Source organism: Umezawaea sp. NPDC059074 (assembly GCF_042738955.1).
Classification (GTDB): domain Bacteria; phylum Actinomycetota; class Actinomycetes; order Mycobacteriales; family Pseudonocardiaceae; genus Umezawaea.
In genome coordinates, this window is sequence record NZ_JBHYHC010000091.1 from 1 (window position 1) to 18,062 (window position 18,062).

18 protein-coding genes are annotated in these 18,062 nt (G+C 70.6%); 4 read left to right on the top strand and 14 right to left on the bottom strand.

What is annotated here, in order from left to right:
• Positions 1 to 185: 185 nt before the first annotated feature.
• Entirely contained in the window at positions 186 to 905 is a 720-nt protein-coding gene (locus tag ACFWW9_RS31750; protein WP_390385576.1) for an SDR family oxidoreductase, read from the bottom strand.
• A 60-nt stretch (positions 906 to 965) separates the two neighbouring features.
• Positions 966 to 1,640: a maleylpyruvate isomerase family mycothiol-dependent enzyme gene (locus ACFWW9_RS31755; RefSeq protein ID WP_390385578.1), complete on the bottom strand. Its 675-nt coding sequence runs from the start codon at positions 1,638 to 1,640 to the stop codon at positions 966 to 968.
• Positions 1,641 to 1,733: 93 nt separating this feature from the next.
• Between ACFWW9_RS31755 and ACFWW9_RS31760 the strand changes: the two genes are divergently transcribed.
• Entirely contained in the window at positions 1,734 to 2,297 is a 564-nt protein-coding gene (locus tag ACFWW9_RS31760) for a CGNR zinc finger domain-containing protein (RefSeq protein WP_390385580.1), read from the top strand.
• Here the strand turns inward: ACFWW9_RS31760 and ACFWW9_RS31765 are convergent.
• A complete protein-coding gene (locus tag ACFWW9_RS31765; protein WP_390385582.1) occupies positions 2,286 to 3,488 on the bottom strand; it encodes an MFS transporter in 1,203 nt (400 codons plus the stop codon). The genes ACFWW9_RS31760 and ACFWW9_RS31765 overlap by 12 nt on opposite strands.
• 70 nt (positions 3,489 to 3,558) lie before the next feature.
• On the opposite strand from ACFWW9_RS31765, the gene ACFWW9_RS31770 reads away from it, so the two are divergent.
• The gene (locus tag ACFWW9_RS31770) at positions 3,559 to 4,953 is read left to right on the top strand and encodes a PLP-dependent aminotransferase family protein (RefSeq protein ID WP_390385584.1); all 1,395 of its coding nucleotides are present in this window, start codon (positions 3,559 to 3,561) and stop codon (positions 4,951 to 4,953) included.
• Here ACFWW9_RS31770 and ACFWW9_RS31775 read toward each other — a convergent pair.
• From ACFWW9_RS31775 to ACFWW9_RS31795, 5 genes are all read right to left on the bottom strand, one after another.
• Positions 4,944 to 7,574: a PEP/pyruvate-binding domain-containing protein gene (locus ACFWW9_RS31775; RefSeq protein ID WP_390385587.1), complete on the bottom strand. Its 2,631-nt coding sequence runs from the start codon at positions 7,572 to 7,574 to the stop codon at positions 4,944 to 4,946. The two genes, ACFWW9_RS31770 and ACFWW9_RS31775, sit on opposite strands and share 10 nt — an antisense overlap.
• Before the next feature lie 63 nt (positions 7,575 to 7,637).
• Positions 7,638 to 8,330, bottom strand: a complete 693-nt coding sequence (locus ACFWW9_RS31780; RefSeq protein ID WP_390385590.1) for a ferritin-like domain-containing protein — start codon at positions 8,328 to 8,330, stop codon at positions 7,638 to 7,640.
• Positions 8,331 to 8,486: 156 nt separating this feature from the next.
• The gene (locus ACFWW9_RS31785; RefSeq protein ID WP_390385592.1) at positions 8,487 to 11,336 is read right to left on the bottom strand and encodes a vitamin B12-dependent ribonucleotide reductase; all 2,850 of its coding nucleotides are present in this window, start codon (positions 11,334 to 11,336) and stop codon (positions 8,487 to 8,489) included.
• Positions 11,337 to 11,426: 90 nt separating this feature from the next.
• Positions 11,427 to 11,891, bottom strand: a complete 465-nt coding sequence (nrdR, locus tag ACFWW9_RS31790; protein WP_259622074.1) for a transcriptional regulator NrdR — start codon at positions 11,889 to 11,891, stop codon at positions 11,427 to 11,429.
• Positions 11,892 to 12,099: 208 nt separating this feature from the next.
• Positions 12,100 to 12,603, bottom strand: coding sequence for a LysM peptidoglycan-binding domain-containing protein (locus tag ACFWW9_RS31795; protein WP_390385594.1), 504 nt, complete (start codon positions 12,601 to 12,603; stop codon positions 12,100 to 12,102).
• Positions 12,604 to 12,886: 283 nt separating this feature from the next.
• On the opposite strand from ACFWW9_RS31795, the gene lexA reads away from it, so the two are divergent.
• A complete protein-coding gene (gene lexA, locus ACFWW9_RS31800) occupies positions 12,887 to 13,519 on the top strand; it encodes a transcriptional repressor LexA (RefSeq protein WP_390385642.1) in 633 nt (210 codons plus the stop codon).
• A 241-nt stretch (positions 13,520 to 13,760) separates the two neighbouring features.
• Here the strand turns inward: lexA and ACFWW9_RS31805 are convergent, their stop codons facing one another.
• The 5 genes from ACFWW9_RS31805 to ACFWW9_RS31825 form a co-directional block, all read right to left on the bottom strand.
• A complete protein-coding gene (locus ACFWW9_RS31805; RefSeq protein WP_390385596.1) occupies positions 13,761 to 14,753 on the bottom strand; it encodes a hypothetical protein in 993 nt (330 codons plus the stop codon).
• An 11-nt stretch (positions 14,754 to 14,764) separates the two neighbouring features.
• Positions 14,765 to 15,418: a lytic polysaccharide monooxygenase gene (locus tag ACFWW9_RS31810; protein ID WP_390385598.1), complete on the bottom strand. Its 654-nt coding sequence runs from the start codon at positions 15,416 to 15,418 to the stop codon at positions 14,765 to 14,767.
• 171 nt (positions 15,419 to 15,589) lie between these two features.
• On the bottom strand, positions 15,590 to 15,871 hold the full coding sequence (locus tag ACFWW9_RS31815; RefSeq protein ID WP_390385600.1) for an antibiotic biosynthesis monooxygenase family protein: 282 nt from the start codon (positions 15,869 to 15,871) through the stop codon (positions 15,590 to 15,592).
• Entirely contained in the window at positions 15,868 to 16,713 is an 846-nt protein-coding gene (gene hisG, locus ACFWW9_RS31820; RefSeq protein ID WP_390385602.1) for an ATP phosphoribosyltransferase, read from the bottom strand. Before hisG ends, ACFWW9_RS31815 begins: the two co-directional genes overlap by 4 nt.
• 12 nt (positions 16,714 to 16,725) lie before the next feature.
• Positions 16,726 to 16,989, bottom strand: a complete 264-nt coding sequence (locus tag ACFWW9_RS31825; RefSeq protein ID WP_106191219.1) for a phosphoribosyl-ATP diphosphatase — start codon at positions 16,987 to 16,989, stop codon at positions 16,726 to 16,728.
• Between the two features lie 152 nt (positions 16,990 to 17,141).
• On the opposite strand from ACFWW9_RS31825, the gene ACFWW9_RS31830 reads away from it, so the two are divergent.
• A complete protein-coding gene (locus ACFWW9_RS31830; protein WP_390385604.1) occupies positions 17,142 to 17,756 on the top strand; it encodes a TetR/AcrR family transcriptional regulator in 615 nt (204 codons plus the stop codon).
• A gap of 42 nt (positions 17,757 to 17,798) precedes the next feature.
• On the opposite strand, the gene ACFWW9_RS31835 is transcribed toward ACFWW9_RS31830, so the two are convergent.
• Entirely contained in the window at positions 17,799 to 18,002 is a 204-nt protein-coding gene (locus tag ACFWW9_RS31835; protein ID WP_390385606.1) for a hypothetical protein, read from the bottom strand.
• Positions 18,003 to 18,062: the final 60 nt, after the last annotated feature.

Genomic DNA, 18,062 nt, shown 5'->3' on the forward strand with positions numbered 1-18,062 from the left:
CATGTGTGCCTCCTCAAAGGTCGAGAGGGCGTGCGAGATCGGCGACCGCGAAGGGGTCGCTCACAAGCCCGCGAGGGCTACCGGTGGGACGAGGTCACGCGCGGCACGCGAACGGCGGCGGCGCGGAAGGTGTTCCGGATCAGATCACCCGACGACGGTAACAAGCCCTCCCGGAGGCGCGCCACCTATTTATCCGCGGCCAGGAACTCCTCGAACGTCCCCTTGCCGTCGGCGTGCTCCGGGGTGATGCCGCCACCCCGCCGCAACGCGCCGAACAGCTTGCCCGGCAGGCGGAACGGCACGAGCAAGCGCTTGCGACCGCCGGCGGCGAGGTAGGCGCGGGCGAGGTCCGCGGCGGGCCGGACCTCCGGTCCACCCATGTCCGGGACGCGCCCGGCGGGTTCGGCGACGGCGAGGTCGGCCAACCGCACGGCGACCTCGCGGACCTCCACCGGTTGGAGCCGCACCGACGGCACGGGCAGCACCAGCGGCACCTTCGCCAGAGCCGTGAAGAGGGTGACGACCAGGTCGTGGAACTGGGTGGTGCGCAGGACCGTCCAGCCGACACCGGACTCCGCGATCACCTTCTCCACGGCCAGCTTCGCCCGGTAGTACCCGAGCGGGACCACGTCGACGCCGACGATCGAGATGTACACGACGTGCCGCACGCCCGCGGCCTTCGCGGCGGCGACCAGGTGCCGAGCGGCCTCCTCGTCACCACCGCGCTGCGTGCTCGCGCAGTGCACGACCACCTCCGCGCCCGTGAGCGCGGCCTCCAGCCCGTCGCCCGTGCGCAGGTCGATCGGCCACGTCGCCGACCGGCGGCTGACCTCGCGCACCTCGTGGCCGTCGGCCTCCAGCAGCTCCACGACCACGCGTCCCAGGGTGCCGGTGCCACCGGTCACCACGATCACCTGTTCAGTCCCCATACCGGAGGGACGAGGCAGGTCCGGGGAACGTGACGCTCACGGGTACGGCTTCAGCTCCGGCAGGTCGCCGTGCACCGACCCCACCGGCGTGCGGCCTGCGGCCCACGCGGCGAGGTCGTTGCGGGCGCCGGTCACCTCGACCGGCGTGCCGGTCCCCCACGTCCACGACCCGCCGTCGTCGGCGCGCAGCACGACCTGGACCCCTTCGGGGGCTCGGGGCGCGGTGAACGTGAGCAGGTGGTCGGAGAACTCGGGCGACCAGGTGGCGGGCGTGTAGCCGAGCCGCAGGTCGGTGCTGTGGATCTCGATCTCCCGCCAGTACGCCTGCACCACCTCGACGAGGGTGCCGTCGCGGTAGACGACGGACCGGCCCCAGTCGTCCGGGCCGATCTTGGCGAGCGCGCGGTCGAACGCCGCCGACGCGGCCACGGCGTCCTCGACCAGGTCCACCGCCGGGTTGCCCGCGTTCGCGGCGATCCCGGCGTCACGGGCGGGGCGGCCGCCGTCGTAGACGTCGACCTTCCGGTCTTCGAGGGCGTACTCGACCTGCCGGGCGAGGGCGTTGCCGACGCCTGCCAGGTGCGCCAGGACGTGGCCGCGCGACCAGCCGGGCAGCACCGAGTCGGCGCGCACCGAGAGGTCGGTCAGGCCGTGCAGCAGGCCGGGCAGGCGGGTGTTCGCGGCCCATACGGGGACCGGGTTCACGGACACAGGAACTCCTAACGGACTTCTCCAGGTTTGCCATTAGAAGCCTAGCCAGGTCGGTCATACGGGAACAAGCCCGAAGCCCGTTAGAATCCCCTCGTGGCTCTCCATCCCGCCCTCGCCTTCGTCGGAACGGTCCGGTACGAGACGGACGACCTCGCCACGGCGGCGGGGTTCGCCGACTGGCTCGGCCTGCACACCGAGGCCCCGGCCGCGCTCGCCGCGGACGACCAGGTCAGGGCACGGGTCGTGGCGCTGCGCAAGGCGGTCCGGAGCCTGTTCGCCCGCGCGGTCGCGCCCGAGCCCCCGAGCCGGGCCGACGCGGACCGGCTGCTGGACCCGACGGCGGCGCTGGAGCACGTGAACGAGGCCGCGAGCGCCGTGCTGCGCGCGCCGCGGCTGGAGTGGCCGACCACCGGCGCGCCCCGGCTGGCGGAGCGGCGCACCGAGGCCGACGCGGCGACGCAGCTCGTGGCGGACCTGGCGCGGTCGGCGATCGAGTTCCTCGCCAGCGAGGACCGCGAGCACCTGCGCGCCTGTCCCGCGCCGCGGTGCGTGAAGTACTTCGTGCGCGACCACCCGCGGCAGGCGTGGTGCAAACCGTCGTGCGGGAACCGGGCGCGCGCCAGCCGCTACTACCACCGGCACCACTCAGACGAGTGACCTCGTGCCCGCCGCCCAGCGCACGGCGGGTCCCATCGCGAGCCCCGCGACCAGGAACAGGCCACCGAGCACCAGCCAGCCCGCCGTGCCCCAGCCGATGACAAGCGCGGTGAGCAGCAGCGGCCCGACCATCCTGGCCACGGGCACACCGCTGCCGAAGAAGCCCTGGTACTGGCCCTGCTTGTCGGCCGGGGCCAGGTCGAAGCCGATCTCCCACGCGCCGGACGCGAGCATCATCTCGCCGACCAGCTGCAACCCCGCCGCCACCAGCAGCACGAGGGCGGCGGTCCACGCGTTCCCGCCCGCCGAGAGGGCGAACACGCCGCACGACGCCAGCATCGCGATCCCGGCGTAGCGCACGAACCGCGTGGCCGCGCCCAGGCCGTCGACCCGTCGGGCCACGCGGACCTGGAACAGCACCACGCCGAGGGTGTTCAGCACGAGCAGCGCGGCGACCGTCCACCGCGGAGCCTCGGTCCGCTGCACGATCCACAGCGGAGCGACCAGGCTGAGCAGCGGCATGTACAGCAGCATCACCGTGTTCAGCAGGGCCACCAGCGCGTACGGCCGGTCCCGCAGCACCGCCAGCGCCGGTTCTCCCGCCACCACGGGCGCGGGCGGCACGCTCGGCAAGCCGTGCAGGACCACCGCCGCGACCAGGAAACCCACCGCGTCGAAGGCGAACACCGCCAGGTACGCCTCGCGCGTGTCGATCTGGAGCGCCAGACCGCCTAGGGCCGCGCCGATCGCCAGGCCCGCGTTCACCGTGGACTGGAGGTACGCCCGGACCTCGGTCCGCTTCGCCTTGTCCACCAAAGCCGCCAGCAACGCCTGCCGGGCGGCGGACAGGCCGGACTGGCAGCTCGCGTAGAGGCAGACCGAGAGCACGAACGGGACGTACGTGCGGACGACCAGGAACGAGCCCACGGCCACGGCGGTCGCGAGCGCCAGCAGGACCGCCGTGCCACGGGGACCGCGCCGGTCGGCGAGGTGGCCGAGCGGGATGCCCGCGACCGCGCCGAGCGCCCAGCCCAGCGTGAGGCCGAGCCCGATCTGCGTCGCCGACAGGCCGACGATCCGGGTGAAGTAGAGCGCGGAGCACACGAGGTACGCGCCGTCGCCGAGCGAGTTCGCCAACTGCGCCACCGCGAGCACCCGTGCCGGGCCGCGGGCCGGGAGGAATCCGTTCACCCGGAAACCATAGGAAGCCGATTGGCCGCGAGTAAGGTCCGATTCCCGCTACTTCGATTGGGCCAATCCGATGGACTTCCACGTCAGCCTGGACGGTCGGGGCGACCGGTCGTCCCGGATCTACCGGCAACTGCTGGACGCGATCCTGGACGGGCGGCTGCGGCCGGGCGAACGCGTGCCGCCGACCCGTGAGCTGGGCGAACGGCTCGGCGTCGCGCGCAACACGGTGGCGGTCGCCTACGACCGGCTGACCGCGGAGGGGTTCCTGGTCGGCCGGGTGGGCGCGGGCACGTACGTGTACTCCGACGGCGACCGGCCGCGGTCGCGGCGCGCGCCCGAAGGAGCCGACCTGCGGCCCCGCGCGGTGTGGGCGGACGTGCCGGAACCGCCGCGGGACCCACCGGTCGCGCTGCCGTACGACTTCAGCGCGGGCGTGCCGGACGTCGGGCTGTTCCCGCTCACGACGTGGCGCGGGCTGCTGCGGCCGACCTCGGTGGAGGCCGACTACGGCGACCCGTCCGGGATCCCGGCGCTGCGGGCCGCCATCGCACGGCACATCGGTGTGTCGCGGTCGGTCCGCGCGGACGCCGACGACGTGCTCGTCACGCAGGGCGCGCAGCAGGCGTTGGACCTCGTCGGACGGGTGCTGGTCGAGCCGGGCGACCGCGTCGCGGTCGAGGACCCCGGCTACCCGGTGGCGCGGGCGCTGTTCCGCTCGCTGGGGGCGAAGGTCGTGGGCGTGCCCGTGGACGACGAGGGCCTCGTCGTGGACGCGCTACCGCCGTCGACACGGCTGGTGTACACGACGCCGTCGCACCAGTTCCCGCTCGGCACTCCGATGTCGCTGCGGCGGCGCACCGCGCTGCTCGACTGGGCCCGGCGGCACGGCGCGGTGGTCGTGGAGGACGACTACGACAGCGAGTTCCGGTACTCCGACCGGCCGTTGGAACCGTTGCAGAGCCTCGACCGCGCGGGTCGGGTCGTGTACGTGGGGTCGTTCTCGAAGACGTTGCTGCCGACGCTGCGGCTCGGGTTCCTGGTGGCGCCCGCGTCCCTGCGGCCCGCGTTGCGCGCGGCCAAGCAGCTCACCGACTGGCACGGCGACCCGATCACCCAGGCGGCGCTGGCGCGGTTCATCGACGAGGGCCTGCTGGCCCGGCACGTCCGCAAGGCCACGCGGGTGTACGCCGCCCGGCACGAGCGGATCACCGCGGTGCTGCGGTCGGACTTCGCGGACTGGCTGGACATCGTGCCGTCCGCCGCGGGGCTCCACTTGGCCGTGCGCACGAAGGGCGACCCGGACGAGGTCGTCCGGGTCGCCCGGTCCCGCGGTGTCGCGCTGCGCACGCTCGGGAGCTTCGCGCTGTCCGTCCACTTCGGACTGGTCATCGGCTTCGGCGCCATCCCGCTGGACCGCGTGGACGACGGTCTCCGCCTGCTGGCGGACAGCTTCCGTCAGTCCTGACCGGCGGGCGTCACGGTGCCGAGCGCGCCGTCGACCGTGATCACCTGGCCGGTCGTGATCCGGCCGACCGCGTCCGGCACGCCGACCACGGCCGGGATGCCGTACTCGCGCGCCACGACCGCGCCGTGCGAGTTCGCCCCGCCCATCTCCATGACCAGCGCTCCCGCCGTGAGGAACAGCGGCGTCCAGCCGGGGTCGGTGGACGGCGCGACGAGGATCTCGCCGGGCTCCAGGTGCGCGCCGACCGGGTCGAGCACGACCCGCGCGACCCCGGTGATCGTGCCCGCCGACGCCGGTGTGCCGATCAGCGCGCCCTCGCCGACCGGGACGCCCTGCGTCGCCACGGCCTCGGGTTCCGTGCCGTCCGACACCAGCACCCGCGGCACGCGGCGACGACGCATCTCCAGCTCGTAGGACTCGCGCCGCTCGGCCACCACGGCCCGGAAGTCCTTGCCGCCCAACGCTTCGCGCAGGTCGGTGAAGTCGAGGAAGTACACGTCGTCGACCTGCTCGACCACGCCCGTCGCCGCGAGTTCGCGCCCGACGATCCCGATCTGGCCCCGGATGTGGGCGAACGCCACGACCAGGTGGTACTTCGGCATCTCGCGCAGCCCGGCCAGCAGCCGGGCCCGGCCCAGCGCGAACCGCACGAACCGGCCCCTGACCGGCCCCGCCTTGCGCGCCAGGCGGTCTATCGCCGCCTCGGCCTCCGCCGCGCCACGGGCGAACTGGGCGTCCGGAGCCAGCTTCGGGTCGTCCAGGCGCAGGTAGTTCGCCAGGACGCCGAGGATGTGGGTCGGGTCGTCCGACCAGCGCGGCAGGCCGAGGTCGATCTCCGCGACCGCCCGGTGCCCCCACTTCGCCAGGAACGCCGTGAGCCCGACCTGCGCGACCCCGGGCAGCAGGCCGTCGTGGAACAGCGCGGCGAGGTCGTGCGCGGACGTGCCGCTGACGGCCTCACGCGACGGCTCGTCCACGCGGATCGCGGAGGCGAGGTGCCACAGTTCGAGGTCCATCTCCGTGGTGACGTTGTGCGGCAACCCCCGCAGCACCGCTTGCAGGTCACCGGGTTCCTTGCGCTTGCCGAGCGCCTTGCCCGCGAGCCCGAGCATCGCGAACCCGGCCAGCGCCAACGGGAAGATCATCGGCAGCACGCGGATCGTGCGCTCCCCCAGGACCACCTCGCAGTGGTCGAGCCGCTGCAACGCCGTCGCGGAGTCCGAAATGGACAGCAGTGCTTGCTGATCGGCCGCGATCGCGTCCATCCGCCGGTGCGCCGACGCGGGGTCCCGCACGGCCTGCACGATGCGCAGGGGCAGCCGGTAGCGCGCCGCGACCTTCAGGAACCGACGCAGGAACGGCCGCCACGACGCGTGCACGACGGAGAACCGGGGATCGTCGAACAGACCGCGCAGCACGACCGCCGACCGCGTCTCCATCACCTCCAGCACGCGGGGCGCGATGAAGCGACCGGGCTTGCTGCGCAGGGCCGTGGTCGCGTCGATGAACAGCCGTTGCCCGGCCTCGCGGTACACCGGCGCACCGTCCAGCGGGCGGGCCACGGGGAAGCCGAACAGGTCCGACATGCCCGCGGACAGCAGCCGGAAGCCCACGAACCCGGCGGGCGTGATCGGCCGTTGCAGCCCTTGGGCGACGCTGAAGCAGAAGTACACGCGCGGGTCCTCGGCCGTGGCGTCCGCGGGCAGCGGGAACAGCGTCGTGATCGGCCGCGCCTGCGTCAGCCACAGCGCGCCGTCCGCGTCGAGCGCCCACTCGGTGTCCTGCGGCGACCCGTAGTGCGCCTCCACCCGTGCGCCGAGGTCGGCCAGGTCGCGGACCTGCTCGTCGGTGAGGCACGCGCCGTCCTGCGCGTGCTCGACCTGCTCGGTGCCACCGCCGGGCAACGACCGGATGACCAACCGCTTGTCGCCCAGCCTGCGTTCGAGGATCTTCTTCGACGCCGTGTCCACGACGAAGTGGTCGGGGTTCACCGCACCGGACACGACGGCCTCGCCAAGGCCGGGACTGGCGTCGATCACGGCCTCCCGGCGCTTGCCGGTCACCGGGTTCGCGGTGAACAGCACTCCGGCCACCGCCGACTGCACCATCTCCTGCACCACGACCGCGAGCCGCACCGCGTGGTGGTCGATGCCGTTGCTCTCCCGGTAGGCCACGGCCCGGTCGGTCCACAGCGAGGCCCAGCACCGCCGCACCGCGTCGAGCACGGCGTCCGCGCCGACCACGTTGAGGAACGTGTCCTGCTGCCCCGCGAAGCTCGCGAACGGCAGGTCCTCCGCCGTCGCCGACGACCGCACGGCCACCGGTCCGCCCAGCTCCGCGTACGCGGCCAGCACCGCGTCCCGCACGTCGTCGGGCATCGACGCGGTCAGCAGCAGCTCGCGCGCCTTGCCCGCGTCGACGTGGTCGGCCAGCAGGTCGTCCACGCCCGCTCGCTCGGCGACCACGCGGTACGCCTCGGTCGTCACGCAGAACCCCGGCGGCACGGGCAGTCCGGCCGTGGCGAGCTCGCCGAGGTTCGCCGCCTTGCCGCCGACCACGGCGAGCATGCCCGCGTCGATGTCGGCGAAACCGAGGATGAGGTCCGTGCGCACTGCGTCCATGACGGCGAGGTTACGAGGGTTCGACGTGGAACTCAACACTTGATGAATTAACGGCGGCGCACGTCACCCGACCGGACGACCCGACAACGGGAACAGCCGAATCGCCCCGCTGCCCACCAGCCGGTTCACCTCGCCCACGAACCCGCGCCGAGTCGTCCCGAACACCGTGAGCGCGGACCCGTGGTCGAACGCGACCACCACCGACGCCCCGAACAGCAAGACCCGCCACACCCAGAACACCACCGGCCGCACCGCGGGAGGAAACGCCGTCCGCAACCGACGGCAGTGGAACGGCACGTGCCGCCGCTCATCACCCAGGATCCGCCCGGCCACCTCCGTGACCAGCGGATCGGCGGTGCCGTCGCGCAACAACCGGTAGTAGGCCAGCGCGATCACCTCGGCGACCATCAACACCAGCAGTTCGAGCCGCAACCCCAACCCCCGCCGCAACCGCACGAACACCACGTCACTCCAGTGACTCGCGATCGTCGACGCCCCCGCAGCCTCCAACAACAACGCCAACATCCGCGCGTGGTTCTGCTCCTCCGCAACGAACAACCGCACCGCGACGGAGTACGCCCCCTCCCCCGCCGCTTTCGCGATCAGGTTCACCCCGTCCCCAGCCTCCCCGACCTGGAACCGCTGCACACTACGGACAACAGCCGGATGCACCCGCGCCCCGACCGTCCACTCCGGATCCCCGACCTCCCGACGCCGCTCGGCCTCGGCCTGGAACTCCGCGACGAACTCGTCCACACCAGCCTCCTCGTTCCCGTGTGCTTCCAAGACGCGCCAACGGAACGAGGCGTTGGGCGCGGACGTGTGGAGGTTGGGTGGAGGAATCGTGGCGGAACGCCGCAGGGGCGGCCCCGAAGAACGGGACCGCCCCTGACGACGTCGAACCTTGAGCGACTAGCTGCACCCGGAGGTGCTGCCGCAGCCCTCGCAGAGGTAGCACGAGCCCGCGGGGCGCATCTTGGTGCCGCAGGTCATGCAGAGCGGGGCGTCGGCGGTCGTGCCGAGGTGGAGTTCGAGCAGCTCGGTGCTGCTGCCCACGCGCGTGTCCTGCTTGCTGGGCTTGGTCTCCTTCGCGGGGCTGGCGTCCACGGAGGTCTGGAGGCCCACGATGTCCACGTCCGCGCCGCCGCCGTACTCGTTGGCGACGGTGGCGGTGCGCTCGTCGGCGGTGAAGATGCCGAGCTGCGAGCGCTTCTCGTAGGGCAGGTAGTCCAGGGCCAGCCTGCGGAACAGGTAGTCCAGGACGCTGGTCGCGATGCGGACGTCGGGGTCGTCCGTCATGCCCGCGGGCTCGAAGCGGAGGTTCTGGAACTTCGAGATGTAGAACTCCAGCGGGATGCCGTACTGGAGGCCCACGGAGATGGACATGGAGAACGCGTCCATCACGCCCGCGAGGGTCGAGCCCTGCTTGCCGAGCTTGACGAAGATCTCGCCGAGGCCGTCGTCCGGGTACGAGCCCGCGTGCAGGTAGCCCTCCGCGCCGCCGACGGTGAACGACACCGTCTGGCTCGGGCGCTTCTTCGGCAGGCGCTTGCGGACCGGGCGGTACTCCACGACGGTCTCGACCTTGGGAGCGGTCGACGAGGTGGCCTCGCCACCGGTGTTGGCGCCCTTGCCCGCGGACAGCGGCTGGCCGACCTTGCAGTTGTCGCGGTAGATCGCGAGGGCCTTGATGCCCATCTTCCAGCCCTGGAAGTAGATCTCCTCGACGTCCTCGATCGTCGCGTTCTCCGGCATGTTCACCGTCTTGGAGATCGCGCCGGAGATGAACGGCTGCACGGCCGCCATCATCCGCACGTGGCCCATGGGCGCGATGGAGCGCTCGCCCATGGCGCAGTCGAAGACCTCGTAGTGCTCCGGGCGCAGGCTCGGCGCGTTCACGACGTTGCCGTGCTCGGCGATGTGCTCGACGATCGCCTCGACCTGCTCGTCCTGGTAGCCCAGTGCGGACAGGGCGCGCGGCACCGTCTGGTTGACGATCTGCATGGAGCCGCCGCCGACGAGCTTCTTGAACTTGATCAGCGCGAGGTCGGGCTCGATGCCGGTGGTGTCGCAGTCCATCATCAGACCGATGGTGCCGGTGGGCGCGAGCACGGAGGCCTGCGCGTTGCGCCACCCGTTGCGGCCGCCGATCTCGATGGCCTCCTGCCACGCCCGCGTCGCGACCTTGTGCACGGCGCCGTCGTTGCCACCCAGCGTGCGGATGGAGTCGTTGGCGGCCGCGTGCTTGCGGATGACGCGCTTGTGGGCGTCCTCGTTGCGGGCGTAGCCCTCGTACGGGCCGACCATCCCGGCCAGCTCGGCGGAACGGCGGTAGGCGACGCCGTTCATCAGCGAGGTGATGGCGGCGGCCAGCGAGCGGCCGCCCTCGGAGTCGTACGCGTGGCCGGTCGCCATCAGCAGCGCGCCGAGGTTGGCGTAGCCGATGCCGAGCTGGCGGAACTTGCGGGTGGTGTCGCCGATGGGCTCGGTCGGGAAGTCCGCGAAGCAGATGGAGATGTCCATCGCGGTGATGACGATCTCGACGGCCTGGGCGAACGTGCCCGCGTCGAACGAACCGTCCTCGCGCAGGAACTTCATCAGGTTCAGCGACGCCAGGTTGCAGCTCGAGTTGTCGAGGTGCATGTACTCCGAGCACGGGTTGGACGCGGTGATCCGGCCCGACTCGGGGCAGGTGTGCCAGTCGTTGATCGTGCCGTCGTACTGGATGCCGGGGTCGGCGCACTCCCACGCGGCCTTGGCGAGCTTGCGGAACAGGTCCTTCGCGTCGACCTTCTCGATGACCTCGCCGGTCTGGCGGGCGCGCAGGCCGAACTGGCCGCCGGACTCGACGGCGTTCATGAACTCGTCCGAGACGCGGATGGAGTTGTTGGCGTTCTGGTACTGCACGGACACGATGTCCTTGCCGCCCAGGTCCATGTCGAAGCCGCCGTCGCGGAGGACGCGGATCTTCTCCTCCTCGCGCGCCTTCGTCTCGATGAACTCCTCGACGTCCGGGTGGTCCACGTCGAGGACGACCATCTTGGCCGCGCGGCGCGTCGCGCCACCGGACTTGATGGTGCCCGCGGACGCGTCCGCGCCGCGCATGAACGACACCGGGCCGGACGCGGTGCCGCCGGAGGACAGCAGCTCCTTGGACGACCGGATGCGCGAGAGGTTCAGGCCGGCGCCGGAGCCGCCCTTGAAGATCAGGCCCTCTTCGCGGTACCAGTTGAGGATCGACTCCATGGTGTCGTCCACGGCGAGGATGAAGCACGCGCTGACCTGCTGCGGCGAGCTGGTGCCGACGTTGAACCACACCGGGGAGTTGAAGCTGAACACCTGGTGCAGGAGCATGTAGGTCAGCTCGTGCTCGAAGATCACCGAGTCGGCCTCGGTGGCGAAGTAGCCGTGCTTCACGCCCGCGGCCACGTACGTCTTCACGACGCGGTCGATGAGCTGGCGCAGGCTGGTCTCCCGCTGCGCGCTGCCGACGGCGCCGCGGAAGTACTTGCTGGTCACGATGTTCGTGGAGTTGAGCGACCACGAGGCGGGGAACTCGACGCCGCGCTGTTCGAAGTTCACCGTGCCGTCGCGCCAGTTCGTCATCACGACGTCGCGGTGCTCCCAGGTCACCTCGTCGTACGGGTGCTTGCCCTCGGTCGTGTAGACCCGGCGCACCTTCAGAGCGGCGGCCCCCCGCTTGTCCCCACTGCCGTTGCGCGCGGCGGTCTTCTTGCCTGCGCCGCTGACGGTCTCCGTCATGCCCGGTGTCTCCCTATCGTGCTGAACCTGGGTTGCACGGCCACGTCCGGAGTTCCCCGTCCGATGCGGTCCACGTGCGAATAACTGGAATTACGGACGCGGTTCGTCTTCCCGCGCCGTACGAAGATCGGAAATCTCCTTCTCGAAGTCCTCGACGGACGAGAAGGACCGGTAGACGCTCGCGAAACGCAGGTAGGCGACCTCGTCGAGCTCTCGTAAAGGCCCGAGGATCGCCAGGCCCACTTCGTGGCTCGGGATCTCGGCACTGCCGGTCGAGCGGATCGACTCCTCGACCTTCTGGGCGAGCAGCTGGAACGCGTCCTCGTCCACGGGACGGCCCTGGCAGGCCCGGCGGACACCGTTGACGACCTTGTCCCGGCTGAACGGCTCGGTGACGCCCGAGCGCTTCACGACCGCGAGGACGGCTTCCTCCACGGTGGTGAACCGACGACTGCACGACGAGCAGGACCGCCTGCGTCGGATGACCTGGCCCTCATCGGCCTCGCGGGAGTCGACCACGCGAGAATCCGAATGACGGCAGAACGGACACCGCACCCTGCTCATCCCCTTCCCAGGGCAGCACCGTGCGCAGCAGCCGCACTGGTCTGGTTACCCACAACCTGTGGACTACTTGAGCCGGTCTCACCACTAGATGTAGGGGTAAACCTATGTCAGAACACAACGCGATGGCAAACCGACACGCACCACCCGTTCGGTGGAACAACCAGTCCACCACCAGCGGCTCGAGGACGGACGGAGCGGTCTACGGGGCGGTCTCGATCACGGCCTGCGGGACGATCAGCTGCTGACCGGGGACGACGTGCGAATCGGCCATCCGGTTGAGGTCGCGGATGCGCTCGACGAGGGCGTCCGGATCGCTGCTCGGGGCGTTGCGCACGGCGACGTCGCGCAGCGTCTCACCCACTTGGACGTACGCCACACCGGTCCGCTCGGGGACGCTCGTCGCGCCCGACGCGTAGAGGTAGAGCAGCCCCACGCAGACGGCGGCGACGACCGCGAGGAGGCACATCGCGGCCAGCCGGAGCACCGAACCGCGCGACGGCCGCTCGGGGCCGCACTCGACCACGTCGGCCGTAGCAGGCGCGGAGACCTGCGGAGCCCGTGAACCAGGCCCGCGCGAGTCGCCCGTCTCGAAGCGGCGGAGCACCCTCGGACCCGGACGGAGACCCCGACCGGGGGAGACGTCGGGCGCCCCGGCCCCCTCGACCAGTTCGAAGCCGGACCGGGTCCCAATGAGCACCGCCATGACGCCTCCATCGCAGGTCAACCGAACAAGATCGAACACAGGTTCGATCGAACGTCCGTGCGAATGTCTACCACTCCCGACCCGAAATATCGACAACACGCCGGGGATTACTTCGAACAGGTGTTTGATCTGGAACTGAAGTGCGACTACCGTCGAACACGAAGATCGACGGATATCCGGCCTGGGCGATCGGGACCGGTGAGGAGGCAAAACCGTGGCGCGCAAGATCACCGAAGACCGGGCCACCGCGGCAGGTGACCCCGCCCTTCCCCAGCAGGCGGACATCGCGGGCAACGCGGGCCTCACGCTCCGCCAGCGCAAGGTGCTGGACGTGATCAGGGACTGGCTGGACCGCTTCGGCTACCCGCCCAGCGTCCGCGAGATCGGCGAGGCGGTCGGGCTGACGTCCACCTCCTCCGTGGCGCACCAGCTGCGCGCGCTGGAGCGCAAGGGCTTCCTGCGCCGCGACCCGAACCGCCCGCGCGCGGTCGGCGTGCTGCCCACCGAGATCGACGCGGGCATGGACCCGAGCCACAAGCCGACCCCGGCGTACGTGCCGATGGTGGGGCGGATCGCGGCCGGCGGACCGATCCTGGCCGAGGAGTCGATCGAGGACGTGTTCCCGCTCCCCCGCGAGATCGTGGGCGAAGGGGAACTGTTCCTGCTGAAGGTCGTCGGCGACTCGATGGTCGACGCGGCCATCACGGACGGCGACTGGGTCGTGATCCGGCAGCAGCCGACGGCCGACAACGGGGACGTGGTCGCCGCGATGATCGACGGCGAGGCGACGGTGAAGACGTTCAAGCGCAAGGACGACCACGTGTGGCTGATGCCGCACAACGTGGCTTACGAGCCGATCCTGGGGGATGAGGCGAGCATTCTGGGGAAGGTCGTCGCGGTGCTTCGGCGGCTTTGAGCTGGTTGGGCTGGTTGGTTGGGGGCCGGTTTGCGGGAAGGGAAACCGCGAGTTGGTCGGGTTGAGACTCTGAAGGTGCGGCGCCGGTTGATGAGCGGTGCGAGTTTTCAGGCACCTGACGGTTCCGTGCCGGTGTGGTGCGGTGCGAGTTCTCAGGCCCTGCCGGCACAGTTCAGATTTGGTGCGGTGCGAGATCGCAAGCCCTGCCGGCCCCCGCCAAATAAATAATGCTGTGTGAGAGTCAGGCTTTGCGGCGGGAGCGGCGGATGAAGGCTGCTACCAGTACCAATGCCGCTGCGCCTAGGCCGATCGCGGGCCAGAGTTCGGTTGTGGTTTTGGTGGCTGGGGCTGCTGAGGTGGTGTCTGCCGCCGGTGGTTGTGGTGCTGGGGTGGTGGTTGGTGGTGGGGGTGTTGCCAGTGCTGCCGCGCCTGCCACCGTCGTGATTGTCGATGAGGTGGTTTTGCCGAATTCCGAGCCTGACAGCAGGGTGCCGTCGGGGTCGAAGGCGATTGCCTCGCCCTGTTCCTCATTCGGCAGGGGGATTCTGACCGGGTCGGATTTCAGGGCTTTCACGAAATCGCCGTCCGGTACCGGGTACAGGTAGGCGTCTGTGTAGGTGCGCAAGGCGATCACCTTGTTGTCGTGGGAGACCGCGCCGCCGGTCACCACCCTCGTTACGATGGGGCTCTTCACCGGGCCGCCGGGGGTGTCCGTGCCTGCGAGGGAGACCTTGCCGACCTGTTCGAGCGGGATCGTCGTTCCCGCGACCAGTGGTGCTGTCGGGCGGTAGACGAGGGCTGAGCCGAGGGTTTCCTTGGTGACGATGTACGGGATGCCCTGCGGGTCCAGGAGGAGCGCCTCGGCGTCGTGCTTGCCGTCCGGGTACGTGAGTCGGAACAGCTGGGCGTCGCCGTCCTTCGACACCACGTGCAGCGCGACCGTTTCCCTGGCGCGGTTGTTGTCGCCGGTGTCGGCCAGCCAGAGCCTGCCGTCCGGGGCCAGGGCCAGGTCTTCCACGTCGAACGGGTTGACCTGGGCGGTGATGGTGTCCTGGATCTCGCAGTCCCGGCCGAAGACCTGGATGGCGATGCCGCCGTTGTCGCTGTCGTTGATGGCGTACAGGTGGTCGCCGTCCGAGGCCAAACCCGAGAGTTCTTCGAGGCGTTGGTCGGTGACGGTGCACAGTGGAACCGGAACGGGCGGGGGCGGCGCGGCGGGCCCCCCCCCCCCCACCCCTCACCGTCCTACTGGAAGACCACGTCGCTGCACAGGTAGTACGACTGGTCGAGGTGGCTGGCCTGCCAGATCACGTACACCACGTGCCGCCCCGTGCGGCTGCCCGCGTTGACCGGCGTCGAGTACGTGCCCGCCTGCGCGTAGCGGCCCGTCCGGGTCACCTGCTCCAGGTTGCCCCACCCGAGCGCCTGCCGCGTCGGGTCGAAGCCCTGCTTGGTGATGTAGACGAGCAGGTAGTCGGCGCCGTGCCGCGCCTGGTCGGTGATGGTCAGGGTGAACTGCCTGCTCTTCGTCGCGGCCTGCCACGCGCCGACGGCGTCGAGGGCGTTGTAGCGGCCGCCCTCGGTGCGCCCGCCGCTGCACAGCTGCCCGTCGGGGATCGCGGCCTGGTGGTTGCCGCCGACGTTCTCCCGGTACAGGCCGTTCCAGTTCCACATCGCGTTGGGATTGGCCTGCCAGGCCTGCCAGCACATCGGGTCCTTGGTGGCCATCGTCGGGTCCTGGAAGTTGCTGCCCCAGCGCTGGTGGCAGCCGTAGTTGCGCGACGGCGGGTCGGTGGTCGAGCCGTGCGCGTCGGCCACGCCGACGACGACCGACGCGAGCAGGGCGGTCACCGCCGCGAGCACACCGAGCACTTGGGACAACGCTTTTCGGAAGTTCACACGTCCTCCACGGTGAGGATTGCGAAGCAGGGTTTCTGGGAACGCTCCCAGCTCGCACCGTAGCGAAAGACGTGGACATTGTGAACGGACAGTGACCGAACGAGCCCGCCCAGCTACCCCGTGACCAGCGGCGGAACGCCCGAAATCACCGATTCCGCGGGCGTGGAATACCTACGCGAAGTGCTCGACGACCGGGAACGGGTCGTAGAAGTGGTGCAGCAGCTCACGCCACCGCGGGTACAGCGGCCCCTGGCGGAACCCGATCGTGTGGTCCTCGAGGGTTTCCCAGCGGACCAGCAGCAGATACGCGTCCGGACGTTCGACGCACCTCTTCAGCTCCAGGCCGACGAAGCCCGGCGAGGCCGAGATGACGCTCTCGGCCTCGCCGAACGCGGCTTCGAAGTCCGCCGAACGCCCCGGCAGGACGTCCAGGTGGGCGACTTCCAGGATCACAGGCGGCAGAACCGGATGTCCGACGCGAGGATCGCCTTCGCGCCCAGCGCCGACAGCTCGTCCATCAGCTGGTTGGCGTCCTTGCGCGGCACCATCGCGCGCACGGCCACCTGGGCCGGGTCGGCCAGCGGCGCCACCGTCGGCGACTCGAGGCCGGGGGTCACGCGCAGCGCGTCGTCGAGCAGCGACCGCGGGCAGTCGTAGTCCAGCATCAGGTAGTGCTGGGCGAACACGACACCCTGCAACCGGGCCGTGAGCTGCTGCTTCGCCGCCGAGTCCGCGACAGCCGCGGAGTGGATGAGGACGGCCTCGGACTCGCAGATCGGGTGGCCGAACGGCACCAGGTCGTGCTGCTGGAGCGTGCGGCCGGAGCCCACGACGTCCGCGATCAGGTCCGCCACGCCGAGCTGGATGGAGATCTCCACCGCGCCGTCGAGCCGGATGATCTCGGCCTCGATGCCGTGCTTCTCCAGGTCCGCCTGCACGAGCGTCTTGTACGCCGTCGCGAGCCGCTTGCCCTTGATGTCGGCGAGCTGCCAGTCGGTGCCCTTGGGGCCCGCGTAGCGGAACGTCGACCCGCCGAAGCCGAGCGACAGGCGCGGCTCGACGTTCGCGCCGGAGTCCCGCATCAGGTCGAGGCCGGTGATGCCGAGGTCCAGGCGGCCGGAGCCGACGTAGATCGCGATGTCCTTGGGGCGCAGGAAGAAGAACTCGACGTCGTTGGTCGCGTCGAGCACGGTGAGGTCGCGCTGCTCGTTGCGCTGGCGGTACCCCGCCTCCCTCAACATCTCGGAGGCGCGCTCGGCGAGCGCGCCCTTGTTCGGAACAGCCACGCGCAGCATGGGAGTCGCCCCTTACAGGTACTTGTAGATGTCGTCCAAGGTGAGCCCGCGGCCCAGCATCAACACCTGCAGCCGGTAGAGGAGCTGTGAGATCTCCTCGGACAGCCGCTCGTCCGACTCGTGCTCGGCCGCGATCCACACCTCGCCGGCTTCCTCCAGCACCTTCTTGCCCTGCGCATGGACGCCGGCCTCCAGTGCAGCGACGGTGCCGGACCCCTCTGGCTTGGTGTGGGCGCGCTCGCTGAGTTCCGCGAACAGCTCGTCGAAGGTCTTCACGAGCCGGAATCCTGCCACTTCGCGGGCACGTGGTCCGCATCCGGGCAGGAATGTCCACCCAGTGGACTGACGCCGGACACCTCGCCGGGACGGCTCGTTTTGCGCTCCGCGCAATCTTGCACCCCACGCAAGATCCCCACTATCGTTGCGCGATGACGACCCCACCACTTGGCCTGCGGGACCAGAAGAAGCTGGCCAGGCGTGAAGCGATGATCCAGGCGGCCGTGCGGCTCGCCGTGGAGCGCGGCGTGGAGAACGCCCTGATCGAGGACATCACCGCGGCGGCGGGCGTGTCGCACCGGACGTTCAGCAACTACTTCGGCGGCAAGGCGGAGGCCATCGCCGCGCGGCACCTGGACCGGGCCCGTGGGGTGGCCGAGGTGCTGAGGGGCCGACCGGCGGACGAGCCGCTGTGGGACGCCATCACCTACGCGGCGCTCTCGCCGTACCGGGCGGACAAGAAGAGCCCGGATCCGGAGTGGACGGCCAGCATCCGGCTGATGACCAGCGAGCCGAGCCTGATCGGGGAGTTCCTCAAGACGAACGCGATCGCCGAGCGCGAGCTGGCCGACGTGATCGCGGAGCGGACCGGCACGAAGGTGACGCGCGACCTGTACCCGCGGCTCGTGGCGGCGACGGTGTGGGCGGCGGTCGAGGTGGCGACGGAGAAGTGGCTCAGCACCGCGAAGCCCGCTCCGATCACCCAGTTGGTGCGCAACGCGCTGCGGCAGGTCGCCGCGGGTCTGCCCGACCCGTCGGCGGGGTAGTGCGGTGAGCCGGGCCCGACCTACCGGGCCCGGCCCGCCTGCTCAGGCACGGACACCGTGCGACGGGGGGCGGATGCTCGCCGGGGTGGCCGCCCGCAGTTCGGCGGTCATCCGGACGAGGTCGCGGTCTTGGACGTCGTAGCTGCCCGCCAGCCGCGCGTGCGGCCCGGACTGCCTCTTGTTGTTGCGCTCCAGGCCGTAGCCCACCAGCGCCAGGACGGCGAGGACGATCAGTGCGCTTGTCATGGCACTAAGTTTGCGCTGCACAACATCCCGCCAACAGTGGCAGCTCTGACGTTGTGCCAC

Bases quoted from the DNA above. Each gene is read 5' to 3' on its own strand.
- ACFWW9_RS31835 (WP_390385606.1), bottom strand. From the start codon at position 18,002: ATGACAAGCGCACTGATCGTCCTCGCCGTCCTGGCGCTGGTGGGCTAC.
- ACFWW9_RS31775 (WP_390385587.1), bottom strand. From the start codon at position 7,574: ATGGACGCAGTGCGCACGGACCTCATCCTCGGTTTCGCCGACATCGAC.
- ACFWW9_RS31770 (WP_390385584.1), top strand. From the start codon at position 3,559: ATGGACTTCCACGTCAGCCTGGACGGTCGGGGCGACCGGTCGTCCCGG.
- ACFWW9_RS31795 (WP_390385594.1), bottom strand. From the start codon at position 12,603: ATGGCGGTGCTCATTGGGACCCGGTCCGGCTTCGAACTGGTCGAGGGG.
- ACFWW9_RS31830 (WP_390385604.1), top strand. From the start codon at position 17,142: ATGACGACCCCACCACTTGGCCTGCGGGACCAGAAGAAGCTGGCCAGG.
- ACFWW9_RS31785 (WP_390385592.1), bottom strand. From the start codon at position 11,336: ATGACGGAGACCGTCAGCGGCGCAGGCAAGAAGACCGCCGCGCGCAAC.
- hisG (WP_390385602.1), bottom strand. From the start codon at position 16,713: ATGCTGCGCGTGGCTGTTCCGAACAAGGGCGCGCTCGCCGAGCGCGCC.